Consider the following 19,573-nt stretch of genomic DNA (forward strand, 5'->3'; position numbering starts at 1 on the left):
CATGGGTCGCGAGAATCCTGCGGAAATGTCTCCAGATTGGGCACGGTCGTGCTGGAATCCGGCCGGATCGTCGGCCCCGTATGCCCCAACCGTGCCCGCATGACGGTTTAAATCGGTTAAGTCGTATCGCCGCTGCGCAGCCGCAAGTCATGGCCTCTTCGGCCGGCTCGCGGCAAACGCCATCATCCAACGCTTTCAAACATTTACCGGCAATGCTCGGCGGCACGCGCTGATTGCCGGGCCACAAAACCGAGAGGAATTCGTGTATTGCGCCGGCTCTACGCCCGGTCTATCGCGGTTCCACCGCTTTATGCGGATCGTGAGATATTGGGGATATTTTCATGTCAGAACAGAATGAACACGGATATTTGGTAAGCATGACCGCCGAGATCGTGTCGGCTTATGTTTCCAACAATGCGGTGCCAGTTCCGCAACTCGCCGGCCTTATCGGCGATGTCCACAATGCGCTCAATCGCATTTCACCAGTGGAAGCACCTCCTGTTCCGGAGGTGCTGACGCCTGCCGTTCCGATCAAGAAGTCCATCCAGGGCGACTTCCTGATCTGTCTCGAGGACGGCAAGAAGTTCACGTCGCTGAAGCGCCATCTGTCCACGGCGTTTGGTCTTTCGCCGGAAGACTACCGAAAGAAGTGGGGCCTGCCGGCCGACTATCCTATGGTGGCGCCGAACTATGCTGCCCGCCGCTCCGAACTGGCCAAGACGATGGGACTTGGCCGCAAGCCCAAGGAGGAGCCGGCCCCGGTTGCCAAGCGGGGCCGACGCAAGACGGCGGCCGCCGCTTAAGTCGGGCCGGCATCACACCGAGCGCGTGATGCCGCCATCGACACGGATGTTCTGGCCGGTGATGTAGCTCGACTTGTCACCGGCAAGAAACGCGATGAGTTCCGATACCTCGTCCATCCGTCCGTAGCGGCCCATCGGGATGCGTTCGCGGCGTTCGCCGGTTTCCGGCAGGCTGTCGATGAAACCCGGCAGCACGTTGTTCATGCGTATGTTGTCGGCCGCGTATTTGTCGGCGAAGAGTTTCGTGAAGGCGGCAAGGCCGGAGCGGAAGACGCCGGAGGTTGGAAACAGCGCTTCGGGTTCGAACGCCGCATAGGTCGAGATGTTAACGATCGATCCCGACTTCTGCGCCTGCATCACTGGCGTCACCAGCCGTGCAACGCGCACCGCGTTGAGAAAATAGATCTCCATGCCGGTGTGCCAGTCTTCGTCGGTGAGCTCCAGCACCGGCGCGCGCGGCCCGTGGGCGGCGCTGTTCACCGCCGCGTCAATGCGCCCCCATTTGGCGACCGCCAGGTCGACCAGCCGCTTCAGATCGTCGTTCGAGCGATTGGAGCCGGTGACCCCGATGCCGCCGAGTTTTTCGGCCAGCGCCTCGCCTTTGCCGGAAGACGACAGGATCGCGACATTAAAACCCTCGTCCGCCAGCTTGCGCGCCGCGTCGGCGCCCATACCGCTGCCGCCCGCCGTGATGATCGCGACTTTCTTTTCCGCCATGCTAGCCCTCCTTCATTCTTTGCTTTCTTCGCTGTAGCGCCGAACGGGGCGGCCGCCTAGCGCCAGGTCACGGCTGGAGCAGGAGCGGAGATCGCGTGGCCCACGCCAGGCTTGCCGCCCGGCATCTTGACGGCCCGGCAGGCATGACACAGAGATCGCGCGGACGTTGCGGCCTTGCGCCGGGCGCAAAGGGGAAAGCCGCGTGACTTTATCGGGATTCTTGCAACTCGCCGCATCGACCGCGGTTTTCCTGATCGCGGCGACCGTTGCCAAATCCTGGGCGCTGACGCCGGGCCTCGGCAAGCTGCTGCTGACGCTGGCGCTCTATTCGGGCGGCAACCTGATCATGCTGAGGCTGGTGCGCGAGTTCGGCATGGCCTCGGCGTTCAGCCTCTCGGCCGTCATCCAGCTTGTGGCCGTCAACGTCATCGCGATCGCCTGGTTCGGCGAGCACCTGACCTTCCTGCAAGGCACGGGCATCGTGCTTGCGATCATCGCCGTCGGGCTGATCACGCTCGGCCCCGCGCTGGGCAGGTAGACACCAGGCGCCGGCCACCGACGGGCGGCTGTTGGATGACAAAGCCGGATGCCGGCTTGCGATCCTCCCGCTCCGGCCATAGGTGAGCCTCAGCCAACGGACGAGGATTTCGGGCATGCCGCGCATCAGGGACATCGCCAGCAAGGTCGAATTCTCGGTGCTCGTCGCCGCGATCACGATCGCCGGAGGCCTCTACGGCTTCGTCGAGATGGCGGAGGTCGCCCGCGACACCCAGCCGCACGGTCTGGACACGGCGATCCTGCTGGCCTTCCGCGTGCCCGGCGATCCGGCAGCGCCCATCGGCCCGCCCTGGATGGCGGAAGCGGTCCGCGACCTCACCGCCCTCGGCAGCGGCAGCGTGCTGGTCTTCGTCACGGCGGCGACGATCGGCTACCTTCTCCTGACCGGCCGCCGCGCCGCCGCGCTGTTCGTTCTGGTCGCCGTGGCCGGCGGACAGTTGCTCAGCAGCCTGCTGAAGCTCGGCATCGACCGGCCGCGCCCCGAACTCGTGCCACACCTGGCCGAAGTCTATACGCTGAGCTTCCCCAGCGGCCACGCCATGCTGTCGGCAGTCACCTATCTGACGCTCGGCGCGCTCGCCGCCCGTGTCGCGCCGAACCGGACGGCCGGCATCTACCTGCTCTTCCTGGCGCTGCTGGCCACGTTCCTCGTCGGCGCCAGCCGCGTCTATCTCGGCGTGCACTGGCCGTCGGACGTGCTGGCGGGCTGGTGCGCGGGTGCGGCCTGGGCGATGGCCTGCTGGCTGACCGCCCAATGGGTGCTCAGCCGCCGGCCCGACAATCGCCCGTAACGCCGCCGGTTCCCGGTCATCCGTCGTCTGGCGCTAAGCCAGCAGGCCGCCGCCGTCGATCGCCAGCGTCTGGCCGGTCACATAGGTCTGGCGCATCAGATAGAGGTAGCCGGCCGCAATCTCCTGTGGCTCGCCGACGTGGCCGACCGGAAGGCGCTTCTCCTCCGCCGCGTAGAGCGCATCCCGCGCCTCCGCTGGCATGTCCCGCCAGAGCGGCGACCTGACGACGCCGGGCGAGACGATGTTGACGCGCACCGGCGCGAGTTCCAGCGCCAGGGCGCGGGTCAGCCCTTCCATCGCCGAACAAATGCTCGCCGCCACAGACCAACCCGGCCCCGGCCGCGCGCTTGCCACGCCCGACGTGAAGACAATCGACCCGCCCGGCCGGATCATGCCATGCGCATGCCTTGCCGCGTTGTAGGCACCCCAATAGCGCAGTTCGAAGAAGCGGCGCGCAGCTTCCAGGTCGGTGTCGGCCAGCCGCGCCAGTTTCAACGACTCGCCGGCCGAGTAGACGAGATGGTCGAACGCGCCGGTCTCAGCAAAGAATGCCTGCACGGCATGCGCGTCGGTGAGGTCGAGCGCCTTTCCCTCCGCACTCTCCGGCAGCGCCTCGAGCGCGGCGGCGACGCGTGCGCCGTTGCTGGAGGCGATGGTGACGCGCGCGCCTTCCTCCGCCGCTGCCTGCGCCACCGCGAACCCGATGCCTGAGCTGCCGCCGAGGATGATGATGTGCGTGTTCTGGAAGGTCATGGTCAGGGTCTCCTGTTGAAGGCCCCATTCCTGATCCGGATTTCATCTTGCCTCCAACGCATCTTTGTCCATACAAGGATGATAAGGAGTCATGATGGCATTCGACCCCCGCCTGCTTTCCGGGATAGGAGTGATGGTGGCCGTGGTCGAAAGCGGCAGCTTCGTCCGCGCCGCCGAGACCGTGGGCATCACGCAGTCCGGCGTCAGCAGGGCGATCGCCCGGCTGGAAGCCCGGGTCGGCATAAAGCTCTTCCACCGGACGCCTCGCGCGGTGTCACTCACCGAGGAGGGCCGTCGTTTTCACGAGCAGGTGGCGCCACTCCTGACGGAGATCGAGGAGGCGGCGGAAGAAGCTGCCGGTTCGAACGCAACCGTGCGGGGGCGGCTGAAGCTCAGCGCCGACCCGTGGTTCGCGCGCGGCGTGCTGGCGCCCCGGCTGCCCGAACTGCTGGAGCGGCACCCCTTGCTCACGCTGGACCTGCCGGTCACCAACCATCGCGAGGCGATGATGGCCGGCGGCGTCGATCTGGCCGTGCGCTTCGGTCCGCCCGATTCCTCAAGTCTGATCGCGCGAAAGCTGCTCGAGACGAGAATCATCACCTGCGCCGCGCCGGCTTATCTGGAGCGCCGCGGCATTCCGAAGGAACCAGCCGATGTCGCCAGCCATGAGGCGATCCTGTTCCGCGATCCGCAGTCCGGCCGACCGTTTAAATGGGAGTTCCACCGGCAACGCCGGATCGTCGAGGTTGAGGTGGCCGGAAAGCTGGTCACCGACGATCCCTCGGTGGCGCTCGCGGCTTGCGAGGCGGGAAAAGGGTTGTTCCAGAGCCTCGAACTGGGGCTAACGCCATGGCTGGCGAGCGGACGCCTGGTGCAGGTTCTGGCGGATTGGTCGGAGGAGCGGTTTCCGCTCTACGCCTATTATCCGTCGCGTCGACTGGCCCCGCTCAAAGTCAGGGCATTCCTTGATTTTCTCGAAATGATCTGCGACCCGGGACCCGGCTGAAAGGCGCCGCGCCGAAACACGTGCGCAGAAGCCGGCGCCATGCCTCTAACGTGATGTTAATCCGTCGATACTAAGTGCGTTGATGATCGAATTCGGCACCCGGGGGATGCAGATCCAGAACAAGCATAGACCGTTGACGTTTCAGGTCACCCTCGCAGTGATCGCGGCTGCCGCATTCTCTTTCGTTCTGGTCCTCGCGTTCAGCGTATATGCCGTCATCGGTGTCGACCGCATCGCCGTCGAGCGGCAGAAGACCTTCGTGCGCAGCGGTCTCGCCGAGCAGGTCGAGAATCTCATCCGAGAGCAGCAGAGCGTCACCGTCTGGGACGACGCCGTCCTCAACGCCAAGGCAGGCAACCAGGACTGGATGGCCGAGAATCTTGGCGAGTGGATGCACTCCTACTACGGCCATGACCGCGTCTATGTACTCGACGACAGGAATCGCCCCGTCCACGTCATGAAGGACGGCCACACCCTTCCGCCCGCGGCTTTCGAGGAAGAGGCGGCGGCGGTCATGCCGCTCGTCCTGAAACTGCGCGAGCAGCTCGACCGCACCGCATCCAACGCCGGTGGATCGGTAGCGCCGGCGGTCGCCGAGGATCTCGCGCTTATCGGCAAGACACCGGCGATCGTTTCCGTCCAGCCCATCGTGCCCAGCACCGACCGTGTCACCCAGGAGGCCGGCGCCGAATATGTCGACGTATCGGTGCAACTGATCGACGCCCAGTTGATCGGACAGATCGGCCAGCACTTCCTGATCGAAGGAGCCGTATTCTCCGCCGCCGACCCGCAGGTTCCGGCCAGCGTGCCGCTGGTGGATTCCGCCGGCATGACACTCGGCTATCTGACCTGGCAACCGGTCCGCCCCGGCTACACGCTGGTGAAGCAGGCGGCTCCGGCCCTCATCGCGGCGAGCCTGCTGGGCGTGGCGCTGCTCGTCTTCCTGCTGCGCAGGCTTCGGCGCACCTCGCAGCAGCTTCACAACAGCGAGAACGATGCCCAGTACCTGGCGTTCCACGACACGCTGACCGGCCTGCCCAACCGCGCCCTGTTCGAGGACCGGCTGAGCCGCGCCCTGACGGCGATCCGGCGTGGACGGGGGCGGATGGCGCTGCTCTGCGTCGACCTCGACCGTTTCAAGCATGTGAACGACACGCTCGGCCATCAGGCGGGCGACCTGCTGGTCAAGCAGGCCGCGAGGCGTCTACAGGACGCGATCCGCGACATCGACACCGTGGCGCGCGTCGGCGGCGACGAGTTCGCCATCATCCTCGTCGATATCCGCGACCTGCGGACCGCCGAAGAGGTGAGCGAGCGGATCCTCGCCGACCTGCGTGAACCGTTCGAACTGACGGGCGATCAGGCTTTCATCAGCGCCAGCATCGGCATCGCGATCGCGCCGGAATTCGGCATCGAACCGGAGGAACTGCTGCGCAAGGCCGACATCGCGCTCTACGAGGCGAAGCGCCGCGGCCGGGGCTGCTACCAGGTGTTCGCCGGCGACATGGACGACATCCTCAAGCACAAGCTGCTGATCGAGCGGGAACTGCGGCAGGCGCTCGAGGAGGAGGACGGCATAGACCTCGCCTATCAGCCGGTGTTCGCCATGGACGGGCGCACCATCGTGGGAGCGGAGGCGACGCTCGACTGGAGCCGAACAGGCCCCGGCAAACTGCCGGGCGGGCAGCTCGTCGCCATCGCCGCCGAACGCGGGCTGATCGGCGCGCTGACCGAAAAGATGCTGCGGGCGGCGGCCCGCTTTGCCGGCACGACGGAGCTGCCCTGGATCGCCATGGCGCTTTCGCCGGCCTTCCTGCTGCGGGAAACGGCGGCGCAACGCGTCCTGTCGATCCTCGCCGAGGCTGGCGTGCACCCTTCGCGCTTCCAGGTGGAAATCGGCGAGAACCTGTTCGCGGACGGCGGCGATGCCGCGCTGGCCGCCCTGGCCACCATGCGCGAGGCAGGCATCCGGATATCCCTCGACGATTTCGGCACCGGCGCTTCGTCGCTGACGACGCTGCGCCGCCATCCCGTCGACAAGCTGAAGATCGACCGCTCCTTCGTCCGATTGCTGGGCAGTTCGGACCCGGCCGCGGCGATCGTCAAGGCAGTCGCCGAGCTTGCGATCGCGCTCGGCATGCGCGTCGCCGCCGAGGGCGTCGAGACCGCCGAGCAAAAGGCGTTGCTGGAGGCTCTTGGCTGCCAGGAGATCCAGGGGGCGCTGCTCTCGCTGCCCCTGCCTGCCGCGCAACTTGCCGTCCAGACGCGCGCCGCGCGATTTCTGCCGGCCATCGCCGACAAGAAGTAGGTGCCGGCAAGGCTCCGGTCATGGGTCGGCGGCGGTCTCTCCGACCGGCGCGGGCCGTTCGTCCGACCACACGACGGTCTTGTAGTCGAAGCCGTATTCGAGCGTCGGCTTGACGATCTCGAAATAGGGCGAGAGGTCGAAATCGCGCGGCGTGTAGAGCGAATGGTGGCGGATGTGCAGGATCTCCTGCCGCGAATAGGCCGACTGCGCCGACGCCCGCCCCGGCGCGCGGGTGATCTCGGGCAGGATCGGATAGCGGATCTGCTCGTAGGCCTGGGCGATCATGGTCGAGCATATGGCGCGCGTCGGGTCGCCCGATCCGAAGGCGATCATGCGCCGCCGCCAGCGCACCGGCACCGGCGGCGCCGGCAGGAAATAGCGCAGCATGTCGATGATGTTCTTCAGATCGTATTTCAGCCCGATGCGCTCGACCATGAACCTGACGACGACATCGCGGTCCTCGGGCGTCAGGCCGCGTGGGCGGCAGATGCGCGTGTTGTAGGTGCGGTATTTGCTGAGCGGCACGGCGACGCAGCCTTCACCGAGATTGACCTCGATCATGCGCGGCCGCTCCGAGCCGTCGGCAGGGGCCGGCAGCGCGTCGCCGACATACAGCGCCGAATGCGACCAGGTCGACTGCGTCAGGTATTTGATGACCGCCGAGATGCGCTGGTTGCCTTCGACCAGCAGCACGTCGCCGGGCTCCAGCGTGCGGCGCAGCGTGTCGGCATCCGACGGCGTGTAGGGTTCGTAGCCCGACGAGGTTTCCTGCAGGCGGCCGGCGATCCACCTGCCGAAACGGTCGAGCAGCGTGTCGTCAGGCTGCGACATCGCAACGCCGCGGGGCTTTTCCGGCGCGGCGGCTGTAACGGTCGGCGATTTCGCGGGCGACCGGGGAGGGACGGGGTTCCAGCAATCTGCCGGCATCGCGCAGGCAGTGGCGCTTGAGCTTTTGCGCGCCTGCCGCGATCATTGCGCGCAATACGGCGCAGGCGTCCTCACCCACCAGACCGGCGCCTTCGGCCGCAAGCAGGGTATCCATCACATGGAGGTCGTTGAGTTCGCCCAGCCGGTCGCCGAACGCCTCCATCGCCTTGCGGTCGTTGCTGCCCATGTGCGGCCATACGGATTTGAGCAGCCTGGCCTGCATGCAGAGCGCCTTCACCGCCTTGCGCAGATCGTGAAACGCCTCGGCGTCGCCGGTCCCGCGCGCCGCCTCGAACGCCCTCATCGCTCGACGCATCCCCTTTCGCGCCCCTTGCCCAAGGATTTCCGACGCCTGTTCCGACGAGTCGGGCAGGCGCATGGCGGTGAAGTCGAGACGCGAAAAATGCGCGGTGGCATCGGCGATCGCCGGATCGAGGTTGGCTCTCGCTTCCAAAATGACGCTTCTGCGCGCCTCCAGCGCGGAGAGCAGCGTGGCAGCCGCGGCGGCTTCCTCCTCGTCATCGGCGGCGGCCGCCAGCCTTTGCGCCGTTTCGACCAGGGCCGTCGCTTCGCGTAGGCCGGCCAGCAGCCCGGCCGTGCGGCGCAAGTCCACATCCTGGACGCGGCAGTAGGGTTCGTCACCGCCGCGGATCAGCCGCCACACCGCCCTGAGCCGCTTGATCGCCTTTCGGCACTCGTGGAACCCCTTGTCGGGATCGGTGCGCGCCGTCTCCAGGGCGGCGACCGCGATGCCCGTCTCCTCCGATACGATCCGGCGGATCTCGGCGGAGAAGGGCTGGCGCGGATCGATCCGGGTGCTCATGCGGGGGGCATTCCGTTGAGGGCGAGCGAAGCGTTGGAATAGGCGTTGTCGCCGGTGATCTCGCGACCGAGCCATTGCGGCAGGAGCGTGTCGGCCACCGTATCGGGCGTTTCCAGTTCGGCGATCACCAGGCCTTGCAGCGCCGCCGCGAACACGTCGACCTCGTAGCGATAGCCCTGGTGGTCGACGAGGTAGCGTTGCTTGACGATCGGCGATCCGATGGCGAAAGTCGCCATTTCCCGCGCATCCGCCACCGGGATAGCATATTCGAACTCGTCGCGTATGTGTGTCGTCTCGCCGAACTTGGTCGTCAGCCAGGCGTCCCGCTCGTCGCTGATGCGCACCCGGATGCTGCGATCCTTTCCGACCGCCAGGTAGAACTGCCGGAACGCCCTCGGCTCGCCGGCGAATGGCCGCCACGCGCCGCCCGGAACCAGAAACCTGCGCTCTATCTCTTTCGCCATGCAGCACTGTCTGACGCTGTAAACCCTAGCGCACTGTCTAAGTCAGCTTCCCGCAGGCGGCAAGGCAGGCTTGACTTCAATCATTCGATTGATTGAGTAACATCAATGAAGAAACCGGACGCCTCCCGCCCCGCATCGCCCGCCGACCAGACCCGCGAGGCGCTGGTGATCGCGGCGCTCCGCCTGTTCGGGAGACGCGGGTTCGACGGCACGTCGACGCGCGAGATCGCTGCCGCCGCCAACGCCAATATCGGCTCCATCGCCTATCATTTCGGCGGCAAGGACGGGCTGCGCATGGCCGCCGCCGATCACATCGTCGCCACCATACAGGCGGTTGCCGGACCGGTTCTGGGGCATATCGACCAATCGCTGGAGGCCGGCATGGACGCCGAAGCCGCGCACAGGCAACTGTCCGCCGCCATCGAGCGCATGGTGGGTTTCGTCGTGGCGCGCCCGGAAGCCGGCGAGATCGTGCAGTTCATGCTGCGCGAACTGGCGCACCCGACAGCCGCCCTCGACCGCATCTATACCGGCGTGTTCGAGCCGACGCACAAGCGCCTCTGCCGCATCTGGGAAGTGGCGACCGGCGAGCCGGCCGAAAGCGAGAGCACCAGGCTCACGGTGTTCACCCTGATCGGTCAGGTCATCTACTTCCGCATCGCCCGCGAGCCGGTGATGCGCCGCATGGGCTGGAGCGACATCGGCGCGAACGAAGCGGCCTCGGTCGTCGACGTGGCCAAAAGCAACCTCGACGCCATGCTCGCGGCCCGCAAAGGCGGCCGGTCATGAGGTTTCTCCGTTCGATCCCTCTCGTCGCGCGCCTCCTGCCGGCCGGCCTTCTCGCCGAGAATGTCAGGAGGTAGAACATGACACATTCTGCAAAACTCGCCATGACCTGGCTGGCAACGCATATCGGCACGATCGACGGGTTTCTCGACGATCGGGAATGCGACGAGCTGATCGCCGACAGCGAGCGGCGCGGCTTCGAGGAAGCCACCGTCAGCAGCGGCGGTAGGGCGTCTGTCGTGAAATATCTGCGCGACAATGACCGGGTCGTCTTCGATGATGAGGATCTTGCCGACCTGTTTTTCGCACGCGCGCGCCCGCTTCTCTATGCGCGGTTCGGGGACTGGCGGATTTCCGGCTTCAACGAGCGTTTCCGCTTCTATCGCTACGGCCCCGGCCAGAAATTCGACTGGCACAATGACGGTTATTTCGAGCGCCCGGCCGGTGAGCGCAGCCAGTTCACCTTCATGATCTATCTCTCGGACGATTTCGAGGGCGGCGGCACGTCGTTTCGTGGCGAGATGCCGGGCTATTCCGGGTCAGCGCTGCAGGTGAAACCGAGGAAGGGAATGGCCCTGGCCTTCTACCATCCGCTGGATCACCGCGGCGACGAGGTGATTGCCGGCCGCAAATACGTGCTGCGCACCGATGTCATGTACCGGCGCGCCTGAGATTGGCTGGGGCGCTCGCCGCGAGCAGTCCCTTGAACGATAGGCTGAGAAAAACAAGTTCCCGCGCCCGACCTGAAGCCCCCTTCCGAGCCGAGATCGGGTAACTTACAGTTTGCCCAGCCAAAAAAAGTCCGAGGACCGCCCGATGCCCGATCCCGTACGCACCACCCGCCTGCCTTCCGGCATCGACGTGCCCGTGCTCGGTCTCGGCACCTGGAAGATGGGCGAGGACCGGCGCAGGCATGCCGACGAGGTCGCGGCGCTGAAGCTTGGGCTCGACCTCGGCATGACGCTGGTCGACACGGCGGAGATGTATGCGTCCGGCGGTTCGGAAGAGGTCGTACGCGAGGCGATTGCCGGCCGCCGCGACGCGGTTTTCCTGGTCAGCAAGGTGCTGCCCTCCAATTCCTCGCGCGCCAGCACGATGCGCGCTTGCGAGGCCAGCCTGAAACGCCTGGGCACCGACAGGCTCGACCTGTATCTGCTGCACTGGCGCGGCGGCGTGCCGCTTGCCGAGACGGTCCAGGCCTTCGAGACGCTGAAGGCGGCGGGCAAGATCCTGAACTGGGGCGTCAGCAATTTCGATACCGAGGACATGGAGGAACTGACCGACTCGGACGGCAGCGCAGTTCAGACCAACCAGGTGCTCTATAATCTTTCGGCGCGCGGCATCGAATACGACCTGCTGCCGCAAGCGGTGGCGCGCGGCCTGCCGTTGATGGCCTATTCGCCGGTCGGCCAGGGTGACCTGACCACCGACGGCCGCATCGGCAAGGTGGCGGCGCGCCACGGCGTCAGCGCCGCGCAGGTGGCGCTGGCCTGGGTGATGCGGCATCCGCACGTCATCGCCATTCCCAAGGCGACGCGGCCGGAGCATGTGCGCGACAACCGCGCCGCGCTCGACCTCAAGCTCACCCCGGCCGATCTCGCCGAACTCGACGCTGCCTTCCCGCCGCCGCGCCGCAAGCAGCGGCTGGAGATGATCTGAAGCGCCGTCGTTCTGGAGGTTTCCTTCGCGCCGAGCCTGCGCTACGGTCCGCCGGCTTTTAGTTCGAGGGATGGAAAAATGTTTCGCTGGGGTGTTCTGTCGACGGCAAAAATCGGGCGCGAGCAGCTTCTGCCGGCCATACAGGATGCCGAGAACGGCGTTCTGACGGCGGTGGCGAGCCGCGACGCGGCGAAGGCCCGGGCCCTGGCCGACCGATTCGGCGCGCCGCATGCCTTCGGTTCCTACGAGGAGATGCTTTCATCCGACACGATCGATGGCGTCTACATCCCGCTGCCGACCTCCCAGCATGTCGAATGGGCCATCAAGGCCGCCGACGCCGGCAAGCATGTGCTGGTCGAAAAACCGCTGGCGCTGAAGGCCGAGGACATCGCCGAGGTGATCGCGGCGCGCGACCGCAACAAGGTGCTGGTCTGCGAGGCCTTCATGGTCGTCTACCATCCGCAATGGCAGAAGGTCCGCGACCTCGTCCAGGGCGGTGCGATCGGCCGCCTGCGGCATGTGCAGGGCGCCTTCTCCTATTACAATGTCGATGCCGGCAACATGCGCAATATTCCCGAGCTCGGCGGCGGCGCGCTGCCCGACATCGGCGTCTATCCGACCGTGTCGACCCGCTTCGTCACCGGCAAGGAGCCGCTGCGCCTGCAGTCGACTGTCGAGCGCGACGCAAAGTTCGGCACCGACGTCTATTCGAGCACAAAGGCGGATTTCGGCGATTTCCACCTGACCTTCTACTGCTCGACCCAGATGGCGCTCCGCCAGTTCATGGTCTTCCATGGCGAAAAGGGTTTCATCGAGGTGCATGCGCCGTTCAACGCCGGCGACTACGACCACCACCGCATCGAACTGCACAACCAGAACCACACCGAGGCGACCGTGTTCCGCTTTCCGGCGACCCGCCAGTACCGGCTGGAGGTCGAGACTTTCGCCCGCGCCGCGCAAGGCGGCGGAGACGCGGTGTTCCAACTCGAGGATTCGGTGAAGAACCAGAAGGTCATCGATGCGATCTTCCGCGCCGGCAACAAGGACGGCTGGGAACCGGTCTGAGCCTCCATGCCGTCCCGGCGTTCGCCGCCCGTCAGGCGAGGTAGCTGCCGTCGATGGTGAGTGCGGCGCCGGTGACGAAGCGTGCTTCGGGTCCGGCGAGATAGGCGACCATGCCGGAGGGACGGAGTTATATCGCGGGCTCGATGTCCACGTGCTTGGCGAGAGGCCCCGGCTGACGTGTTTCTTATTTCGAATAGCAGTTCTCGCCGCGACGTCCCTGCATTTCACCACAGGTTTTCCTGACCTGAGGACCGGTGGCAGCAGCGCCCGGCACGACGTCCCCGAGCGTCTCGACATGTCTGGCATAATTCTCCCGCGTATTCTGATCGACCAGCGCGACGGGCGCGGCGACCGCCAGGCCCGCCGCGGTTCCCGCGGCCGCCGCAGCCCCCGCCGTCGCCGCCACGATCGAGTCGCCCAGCCCCACCCGGTTGTCGGTCAACGTCTGCCCGCTCGACAGGCGGGTGCCAATGAGTTGCACGATCTCGGGCGATTCTGCGAACTTGCTATGATGAAGATCGTCGCCTGCCTTGACCTGGGTAAGGTCGACCACGGTTATCTTGTTGTCGGCGAGCTCGGTCTTGTAGGGCTCCTGCGTGGGATCGATGGCGCCCAGTCGCGAGACGTTGCCCCAGACCCGCTTCGACACCGCGAGGGCGCGGTCGTCGCGCGAGACGAACAGCGTGAACTGCGGGTGCTGCTCGCCCATGTCGGCGATCTGCGAGCGGAACACGTCGACGTCGACATCCGGCGCGGCCAGCATCACGTTCTTGAACTTCGGCGGCAGGCGGCCGTTGCGGATCGCCATCTGCCGCAGCGATTCCAGCGCAAGCCAGTTCCCCATCGAATGCGCCAGGACGTTGACTTCCTTGATTTGCGGATCCTTCGCAAGATACTGGAACAGGTTCTCAAGCGCGTTGCGCGTGTAATTGGTGCTTTCGCGGTCGTAGCCATAGGCGAGCAGGCTGCCGCGCGACGGCCAGGTGACCAGCACGGGGACGCTGTGCGCACGGGAGTCGTTGACGATCTGCGCGAAGCGATAGACCGAATCCTCGAAGCGGTTGTTGAAGCCGTGGATGAAGACCAGCACGCTGCGATCCGGACTCTTCGCCACGGCGTTGTTCAGCCAGACTTCCGCGCCTTTCCGGTCGACTTCAGCAGCCTTGATGACGGCAAAATCGGTTGCGGGATTGGGCGGCAATTTTTTCGGCCAGGCGACTTCGCCGACCTTGCGGACATTGTTCGGCGGGATCGACACGGTGAGTTCCGCGAAAGCCGGGGTAAGCGAGCGCTCGCCGCTGAACATCTCGCCGGGGTTGGCCGCGTGGCTGCGGGTCGTCGTCACGATCATCTCCACCTTGCTGGCGGAGGGCTCGGTTTCGGCGACCGGCGTCAGCACACCCGTCGGACGGCTCGCGCAGCCGGCCAGCTGCAGTCCCCCGGCAAGCAGGACGCACGCGACAATTCGAGCATGGAAAGGCCAGTACCGGCTCATCGTCGTCCCACCTATCCCCGTACGCGCTACTTTTCGAGACAGCCGTTGCAGGTGCGGTGCTCGCTCGGTTCCAAGTCATAGCCCAACGACCAACAAAGAACCATGACAAACGAGCCGGCATGCCCTGCCGAAAGAATCGCACGGCAGAAAAGTCCCTGCCGTCCGATGCGATTTTTTCAGCCGAGCCTGTTCGGTCGGGCGGACTATTCCGCCAGCCCGAGATTGATCAGCTGGACCCGCCGGTTGGACGCGGCTTTCGGGTCGGTCGACGCCAGCGGCAATTCCTGCCCTACACCGACGGCGACCAAGCGGTTCGCCGGCACCGCGAATGTGGTTGCCAGGGCGACCATGATGGCGTCGGCACGCTTCATGCTGAGCTGGAGATTGTGCTGCGGGCTGCCGGTGGCGCTGGTGTGCCCGACGACCAGGAACTTGTAGTGGCGCAGCTGCGGATGATGGAGCGCGTCGGCGATCAGACCGATGGTGCGATAGGACTTCGGCTCGATGGCGATCGAATCGTTCTCGAAATCGATCTCGACCGCAAACTGCGGAAGCTGCGCGAGCTTGCTCCAGTTCGGAAGGCCGGCCACGCCTTTTCCGACATTGGCATCCGCTTCCTGCATCAGGAGAGCGAGGTCGACGACCGGCGCCGCCGCCTCGACCTTGCCAAGGCTGGCGATCAACTGATGGTCGCTGAGTTGCTGAGCCTCGGCGGAACCGGCGAAGACGGTGACGGCCAGCGTCAAGCCGGCAAGAATTCGATGAAAGGACATTCTGGTTCTCCTGGTCCGGGCCGGTTCAGCGCCAACCGGCATCGGTTATCGCCTGATTGCATTTCTGGCCGTCGATGCGCGTGGTCTTGATCAGGCACTGAAGGATGTGCGCCTCGCCCTTGACCCCCTTGCACAACGTTGCCGCATCCCCGCCGCATACCTTGAAGACGACGGATTGTGCCGCCAGCCTTTGTTCGATCGATGCGGTGACGCTGGCCAGCGAAGCTGTGCAGGTCGGCGAGACCTTTGCCTGATGCTTTTCCAGGCAGCTCTGGATCTGGTTGTTGCCGAGATTGACGCCGCTGCAGAGTTTCTTGATGTCCGCCCCGCAATCCTTGGCCAGGACTGTCGCGGCGTCGGCGAAGCTGATGGTCTGCGCCTGGGCGATGCCGATTGCGCCGAAGGCGGCCATCAGCACCGCTCCCGCAAGGATGTTACGTCGTCTTGCCATTGTTAACTCCATCGGTTGAATCGTGGCTTGTTTGTGGGCCACACGACCTACAAACAATTGCGGGCGTCTGTATAGGCTGCCGCCTTGCCGGAGCAGGGCAGACACGGACGAACCGTCGGCATTTGGTTATCCGCCGCCGGTCCACCTGAATCTCAACAGACCCTAATACATGACCGCGCGCCTGAACGAGCGCCGCGCGACGCCAGCGTAGGACAAGGGGGTCAAGGGCATGCCGATGATGTCGATGAAGACGGAAACGTCGGTCCCCTTTTCCGGCATCTCGCCGCCGACCACCTTAACCGTATAGCTGAGCTTGTCGCCGTCCAGTTCCGGCTGCTCCAGAACCACCACCACCTGCCTGAGTTCGTTCCCTTCCAGGATCGAAAGGTCGGCGTTCGGCGGATCGGAAAGGAAGCTGTCCTTTCCCTTGCTCCAGAACGGGATGAAGGCTGCCGTCTTCATGTTGCCTGCGATCCGTTCGGGACGATCGGCGAAGAACAGCGTCGTTCCGCCGACGCCTTCAAGCGTCAGCTTGCTCGTCGCCTTGTCGAAGCTCATCGCGTTGGCGGTCTGGACGAACAGGAAGTCCGCCATCGTATCTGCCGCCAGCGCGTCTCGTGTGTTCAGCACTCCAGCTGTGGCAGCAAGAGCGGAAGCCGTCAGCAAAAGCTGCCGTCGTGTCGTCATGATCTTTCTCCCAACGCGTTCCGGAAGCAACATTTGTTGCCTTGAATGACGTTGGGGCATTGGCGGACGGCACGGAAGGTAAGTAACTGTATCGTACCCGCAGAATCGCAACGACGTGGCCCGGGCCGTTCAGTCGGCGATGGGGAGGCCAGCCTTCCGCAGCGAGCCGATGAAAACCTCCACGTCCTCATGCCGCGCCAAGCGCATGGCGATTTCTTTCCGCGCGTTTTCGATCAGCCCCGGCGCATTCTGCTCGAGCCAGGCCCGTTCCCGGTCGGCCTCGGCTTTATGGCCCCCTTCACCGAAGATCGCAGCCGCGATCGCATGATAGTTGGCGTTGAGGGGAGCGCTCACCTTCCTGATCCACATCGCCGCCTGCGCATTGTCGCCGCGGAAATAGGAGCAAAGGGCAAGCGCCGTTTCGTAATAGGAAAGCGGCCCGGGATTGCGTTCGCGGACTTCCGCCACCAGAGGGCATCCCTCGTCCCAGTTTCCGGAGAGGGCAAGGCGATATCCGTACTCGCCCACCAGTTCGGTGTCGTTCGGGTTGATGGCCATAGCCTGCTTGCCCACCGCCAGGGCCGCGTCGACCTCGCCGCTGAGATAGAGCGCGAGCATTTCTGCCTGCAGGCCTCGGATGTTGAGCGGATCGAGGCCCACGGCCCGTCTTGCCGCGGCAAGCGCACTCTCGATCGAGGAGGCCGACGCAGCGTCGAACGGATAGCGGAAGCGAATTCCATCGATGTAGGTCTGCGACAGGAGCCCCCACCCCGTCGCATAGCCGGGGAAACGTTCCACTGCCTTCTCCAGGCAAGCCCGTACCGCCGGATAGGCCTTCGGGTCGAGATCGATCCGATATGCGTAGTAGGAAAGCGTGCAGGCGTAGGCGGCCCAGTCGTCCGGCGGGTTGTCGATATGGCGCGCCGCGTCGGCCTGGAACACGACGCCGTAGGTCTGCGCCAGGCTGGTCGCGACGTTGCGTGCGATGTCGGCCTGGGCTTCGATGAGCTTGGCGACGTCCATGCCGCCGTCATAGCTGTTCGCCCACAGCACCGAACCGTTGCTGGGGTTGATGAACCTGACGCGGAGACGGAACGCGTCCGCCGAGAGGCTGACGCTGCCGGCAAGGACGAATCTCTGCGAGGCCGCCGCGTCGCCCGGTTCGGTGGATTCGATGACGACGATGTCCTTGAACTTGGCGAGATGGCCAATGATCTCCTGCCTCAGCCCGCTCGTCACCGCGGCGGATGTTTCCGTTCCCGACAGGTCCTCGAACGGCTCGACGAGCAATCGCGGCGATTCAGGCATGGTCGCGCGAAAATGGGCCGGCACCAGTTGCAGCGCGAGAACAGCCAATGCCCCGACAAGCGCAGCCAGCGCGACGGTCAGCCATGATGCCTTGCGCCAGCGCTCCGGCCTGGGGCTTTCCGCCGGCTCCGGTGCGGGCGGCGGATCAACATCGGCGTTGGCGGCAGGCCGCGGCCGCAATGAGAAAGTGGGAACGTACGCGCCCTTCGGGATCGTTATCAGGATTGGATCGGCCTGACCCGCGGTCAGATAATATCGCTCAAGGGACCGGCGCAAATGGCCAGCCTGGATGCGAACGATCGGATCTGTCTGCGGATCGAAGGCAGCGTCGCGGCCGAATACTTCGACTGCGATCGAATACGCCTTGATCCGGCTCGCGCGGCCGGACAGCGTTTCCTCGACGACATAGCTGACGAAGCGGCGCTCGCGGGCGGTCGCATCGAAGTCGGAGCTATCGAGGATGCGCTGAAGCTGGGCGCGACAATCCTCCGCGGGGGGAGCGTACTCCCCCATTGCGGATGCTTCCGCCTGGTCCACAACACACCCCCAAATGTGTTGACAGCAAGGTAGCCGCTGTCGGCGCAGATTCTGCTCGGCAAATGAGCTCTGACCACGTAACTTACCTCCATCTGCTGGTCTTGCGCAACCGCGTGCGCGTAGGCTGGGCAAATGGATACTGCTTCTGCGAACGCAGGCGGAAACATGGATTTGGGGACGGGACAATGAAAGCCGCTATCATCTGCAGCCTCCTGCTGGGAAGCCTCTTCGCCACCTTTGCCGCAGACGCCGCCGACAACGTGTCGCCAATGACCCCCGAAACCCAGACAACGACCGAATCCGGATGGACGTTTACGGTAGCGCCCTACTTCTGGGCAGCCGGCCTCTCGGGCGATACGTCTCAATTCGGCCTCCCGGTCGTCCACATCGATTCCAGCTTCAGCGATATTTTCAAAGACCTCGACTTCGCGGCAATGGCGATCGGAGAGGCACGCTACGACCGCTACAGCATCTTCGGCGACATCATCTACACGAAAATATCGTCCGGCTCCGGTACCCCCCGTGGCATCCTGGCGGACAATGTCGATGTGTCGTCGGAGACTTTTGCCGGCCTTCTGGGTGCGGGCTATTCTGTCCTTGAAGGGCCCTCAGGCCGGCTGGACCTGGTGGGCGGCGTCCGCGTCTGGTCGGTCGATACCCAAATTTCCTTCGACGGCGGCATTTTGAACGGCCGTTCGGTCAGCGACGGTGCAACCTGGGTGGACGGCCTGGTCGGTATCCGCGGCAACTACTCGTTCACACCGGAAATCTATCTGACCGGCTGGGGCCTGGTGGGCGCGGGAGGCGCCGATGTCGACTGGGATGTCGCGGCGGCCCTTGGCTATAAGTTCAATGATCGATTTTCGATGGTGGCGGGATATCGGGCCCTCGGCGTCGACTACAGCGACGACGGCTTCCTCTTCGACGTTGTCCAGCAAGGCCCCATCCTGGGCCTCGTGGTTCACTTCTAGAAGAACGGCGGCGAGCGCCGGCGCCGAGCGAAAACCCCGGCAATTCAGGATTTATAACTCGATCTTGAAGAGTAACGCATGGAGACGGGTAAGCCGATAATACGGAAACAAGCATTTACCGCGGCCGCACGTCGATTTCCGGATGCCGAGTTCGCGATCCGCAAGCTGATGACCGACAGTGAAACGTTCCGTGACATATGCGAAGAACTCGCGGAAGCCGAATGGGCGCTTACAAGCGTCGCGGAAACGCCGGCCGCGCTTCGCGACGCAAGAAAGATCGAATGGCAGGAGTTGATCGATCGACTGGCCGCGGAACTCGCAACTGTCCTGCAGGAAGGGGCGCGGTCGGTTCCGAAAAAATAGACCTGCGCCGACACGGCTGCAACCCGACCGTCCGGTCCGGAGAACTCGGGCCAGCCGGCATGCCACTGCCAACCGGGTCCGACATCGGCCATAGAGCAGCCAACCGCAGGCAACCTATGCAGAAGCGGCTCATACCGTAACCGCCCCCGTTCGAGGTCGCCCAAGTTGATTTCGAACGCAGGGCGGCGAACAGGTCTGCGAAACCCGGTCCGTTTGTCTCGATCCGCTGCGGAACGCGAAACAGCACCGCCTGCGGCTTCTACGCGGTTCCGGGACGGGAACACGGAAAGCGCCGAGAGGGCGATGAGCCCGCCGCGCTCGCTCACGG

Annotated in this window: 21 protein-coding genes; 11 read left to right on the forward strand and 10 right to left on the reverse strand. The window is 64.9% G+C overall.

Going from position 1 to position 19,573, the window contains the following annotated elements; genetic code table 11:
• The first annotated feature begins 341 nt into the window (after window positions 1-341).
• Window positions 342-803, forward strand: a complete 462-nt coding sequence (locus ACSBOB_RS00585) for a MucR family transcriptional regulator (protein WP_442580537.1) — start codon at window positions 342-344, stop codon at window positions 801-803.
• 12 nt (window positions 804-815) lie between these two features.
• Here ACSBOB_RS00585 and ACSBOB_RS00590 read toward each other — a convergent pair whose 3' ends face one another.
• The gene (locus tag ACSBOB_RS00590) at window positions 816-1,520 is read right to left on the reverse strand and encodes an SDR family oxidoreductase (protein WP_442580538.1); all 705 of its coding nucleotides are present in this window, start codon (window positions 1,518-1,520) and stop codon (window positions 816-818) included.
• 202 nt (window positions 1,521-1,722) lie between these two features.
• Between ACSBOB_RS00590 and ACSBOB_RS00595 the strand changes: the two genes are divergently transcribed.
• Window positions 1,723-2,058 (forward strand): hypothetical protein, encoded by a 336-nt coding sequence (locus tag ACSBOB_RS00595; protein ID WP_442580539.1) that lies wholly within the window; start codon window positions 1,723-1,725, stop codon window positions 2,056-2,058.
• A gap of 115 nt (window positions 2,059-2,173) precedes the next feature.
• Window positions 2,174-2,869 carry a phosphatase PAP2 family protein gene (locus ACSBOB_RS00600; protein ID WP_442580540.1) on the forward strand — a complete coding sequence of 232 codons (696 nt, stop codon included), beginning with the start codon at window positions 2,174-2,176 and terminating at the stop codon, window positions 2,867-2,869.
• Window positions 2,870-2,902: 33 nt separating this feature from the next.
• Here the strand turns inward: ACSBOB_RS00600 and ACSBOB_RS00605 are convergent, their stop codons facing one another.
• The gene (locus ACSBOB_RS00605; RefSeq protein WP_442580541.1) at window positions 2,903-3,622 is read right to left on the reverse strand and encodes an SDR family oxidoreductase; all 720 of its coding nucleotides are present in this window, start codon (window positions 3,620-3,622) and stop codon (window positions 2,903-2,905) included.
• A gap of 94 nt (window positions 3,623-3,716) precedes the next feature.
• Between ACSBOB_RS00605 and ACSBOB_RS00610 the strand changes: the two genes are divergently transcribed.
• Together ACSBOB_RS00610 and ACSBOB_RS00615 are read left to right on the forward strand one after the other, a co-directional pair.
• Window positions 3,717-4,628, forward strand: coding sequence for a LysR family transcriptional regulator (locus ACSBOB_RS00610; RefSeq protein WP_442583931.1), 912 nt, complete (start codon window positions 3,717-3,719; stop codon window positions 4,626-4,628).
• A 133-nt stretch (window positions 4,629-4,761) separates the two neighbouring features.
• The gene (locus ACSBOB_RS00615) at window positions 4,762-6,936 is read left to right on the forward strand and encodes a bifunctional diguanylate cyclase/phosphodiesterase (protein ID WP_442580542.1); all 2,175 of its coding nucleotides are present in this window, start codon (window positions 4,762-4,764) and stop codon (window positions 6,934-6,936) included.
• A gap of 18 nt (window positions 6,937-6,954) precedes the next feature.
• Here the strand turns inward: ACSBOB_RS00615 and ACSBOB_RS00620 are convergent, their stop codons facing one another.
• The 3 genes from ACSBOB_RS00620 to ACSBOB_RS00630 are packed head-to-tail and all read right to left on the reverse strand — an operon-like array spanning window position 6,955 to window position 9,150.
• Window positions 6,955-7,767 carry a lipo-like protein gene (locus ACSBOB_RS00620; protein WP_442580543.1) on the reverse strand — a complete coding sequence of 271 codons (813 nt, stop codon included), beginning with the start codon at window positions 7,765-7,767 and terminating at the stop codon, window positions 6,955-6,957.
• On the reverse strand, window positions 7,754-8,686 hold the full coding sequence (locus tag ACSBOB_RS00625) for a CHAD domain-containing protein (RefSeq protein ID WP_442580544.1): 933 nt from the start codon (window positions 8,684-8,686) through the stop codon (window positions 7,754-7,756). Before ACSBOB_RS00625 ends, ACSBOB_RS00620 begins: the two co-directional genes overlap by 14 nt.
• A complete protein-coding gene (locus tag ACSBOB_RS00630) occupies window positions 8,683-9,150 on the reverse strand; it encodes a CYTH domain-containing protein (RefSeq protein ID WP_442580545.1) in 468 nt (155 codons plus the stop codon). The genes ACSBOB_RS00625 and ACSBOB_RS00630 overlap by 4 nt, the downstream gene beginning before the upstream one ends.
• Window positions 9,151-9,255: 105 nt before the next feature.
• Here ACSBOB_RS00630 and ACSBOB_RS00635 point away from each other — a divergent pair, with 105 nt between their 5' ends.
• The 4 genes from ACSBOB_RS00635 to ACSBOB_RS00650 all read left to right on the forward strand — a co-directional run bounded on the left by ACSBOB_RS00635 (window position 9,256) and on the right by ACSBOB_RS00650 (window position 12,660).
• The gene (locus ACSBOB_RS00635; RefSeq protein WP_442580546.1) at window positions 9,256-9,939 is read left to right on the forward strand and encodes a CerR family C-terminal domain-containing protein; all 684 of its coding nucleotides are present in this window, start codon (window positions 9,256-9,258) and stop codon (window positions 9,937-9,939) included.
• A gap of 77 nt (window positions 9,940-10,016) precedes the next feature.
• Window positions 10,017-10,607 carry a prolyl hydroxylase family protein gene (locus ACSBOB_RS00640; RefSeq protein ID WP_442580547.1) on the forward strand — a complete coding sequence of 197 codons (591 nt, stop codon included), beginning with the start codon at window positions 10,017-10,019 and terminating at the stop codon, window positions 10,605-10,607.
• Window positions 10,608-10,752: 145 nt separating this feature from the next.
• Window positions 10,753-11,595 carry an aldo/keto reductase gene (locus ACSBOB_RS00645; protein WP_442580548.1) on the forward strand — a complete coding sequence of 281 codons (843 nt, stop codon included), beginning with the start codon at window positions 10,753-10,755 and terminating at the stop codon, window positions 11,593-11,595.
• Between the two features lie 78 nt (window positions 11,596-11,673).
• Complete coding sequence (locus ACSBOB_RS00650) at window positions 11,674-12,660, forward strand: Gfo/Idh/MocA family protein (RefSeq protein ID WP_442580549.1); 987 nt, start codon at window positions 11,674-11,676, stop codon at window positions 12,658-12,660.
• A gap of 184 nt (window positions 12,661-12,844) precedes the next feature.
• On the opposite strand, the gene ACSBOB_RS00655 is transcribed toward ACSBOB_RS00650, so the two are convergent.
• The 5 genes from ACSBOB_RS00655 to ACSBOB_RS00675 form a co-directional block, all read right to left on the reverse strand.
• A complete protein-coding gene (locus ACSBOB_RS00655) occupies window positions 12,845-14,155 on the reverse strand; it encodes an alpha/beta hydrolase (protein WP_442580550.1) in 1,311 nt (436 codons plus the stop codon).
• 203 nt (window positions 14,156-14,358) lie between these two features.
• Window positions 14,359-14,928, reverse strand: coding sequence for an OmpA family protein (locus tag ACSBOB_RS00660; protein ID WP_442580551.1), 570 nt, complete (start codon window positions 14,926-14,928; stop codon window positions 14,359-14,361).
• 25 nt (window positions 14,929-14,953) lie between these two features.
• Window positions 14,954-15,379: a cysteine rich repeat-containing protein gene (locus ACSBOB_RS00665; protein ID WP_442580552.1), complete on the reverse strand. Its 426-nt coding sequence runs from the start codon at window positions 15,377-15,379 to the stop codon at window positions 14,954-14,956.
• A gap of 162 nt (window positions 15,380-15,541) precedes the next feature.
• Entirely contained in the window at window positions 15,542-16,066 is a 525-nt protein-coding gene (locus ACSBOB_RS00670) for a hypothetical protein (protein ID WP_442580553.1), read from the reverse strand.
• 129 nt (window positions 16,067-16,195) lie between these two features.
• Complete coding sequence (locus tag ACSBOB_RS00675) at window positions 16,196-17,887, reverse strand: hypothetical protein (RefSeq protein WP_442583932.1); 1,692 nt, start codon at window positions 17,885-17,887, stop codon at window positions 16,196-16,198.
• 209 nt (window positions 17,888-18,096) lie between these two features.
• Here ACSBOB_RS00675 and ACSBOB_RS00680 point away from each other — a divergent pair, with 209 nt between their 5' ends.
• Both ACSBOB_RS00680 and ACSBOB_RS00685 read left to right on the forward strand, forming a co-directional pair.
• Window positions 18,097-18,882 carry a hypothetical protein gene (locus ACSBOB_RS00680; RefSeq protein ID WP_442580554.1) on the forward strand — a complete coding sequence of 262 codons (786 nt, stop codon included), beginning with the start codon at window positions 18,097-18,099 and terminating at the stop codon, window positions 18,880-18,882.
• Window positions 18,883-18,960: 78 nt separating this feature from the next.
• Complete coding sequence (locus ACSBOB_RS00685; protein WP_442580555.1) at window positions 18,961-19,245, forward strand: hypothetical protein; 285 nt, start codon at window positions 18,961-18,963, stop codon at window positions 19,243-19,245.
• Window positions 19,246-19,573: the final 328 nt, after the last annotated feature.

The sequence above is a fragment of the Mesorhizobium sp. KACC 23794 genome, assembly GCF_052180275.1.
Taxonomy (GTDB): domain Bacteria; phylum Pseudomonadota; class Alphaproteobacteria; order Rhizobiales; family Rhizobiaceae; genus Kumtagia.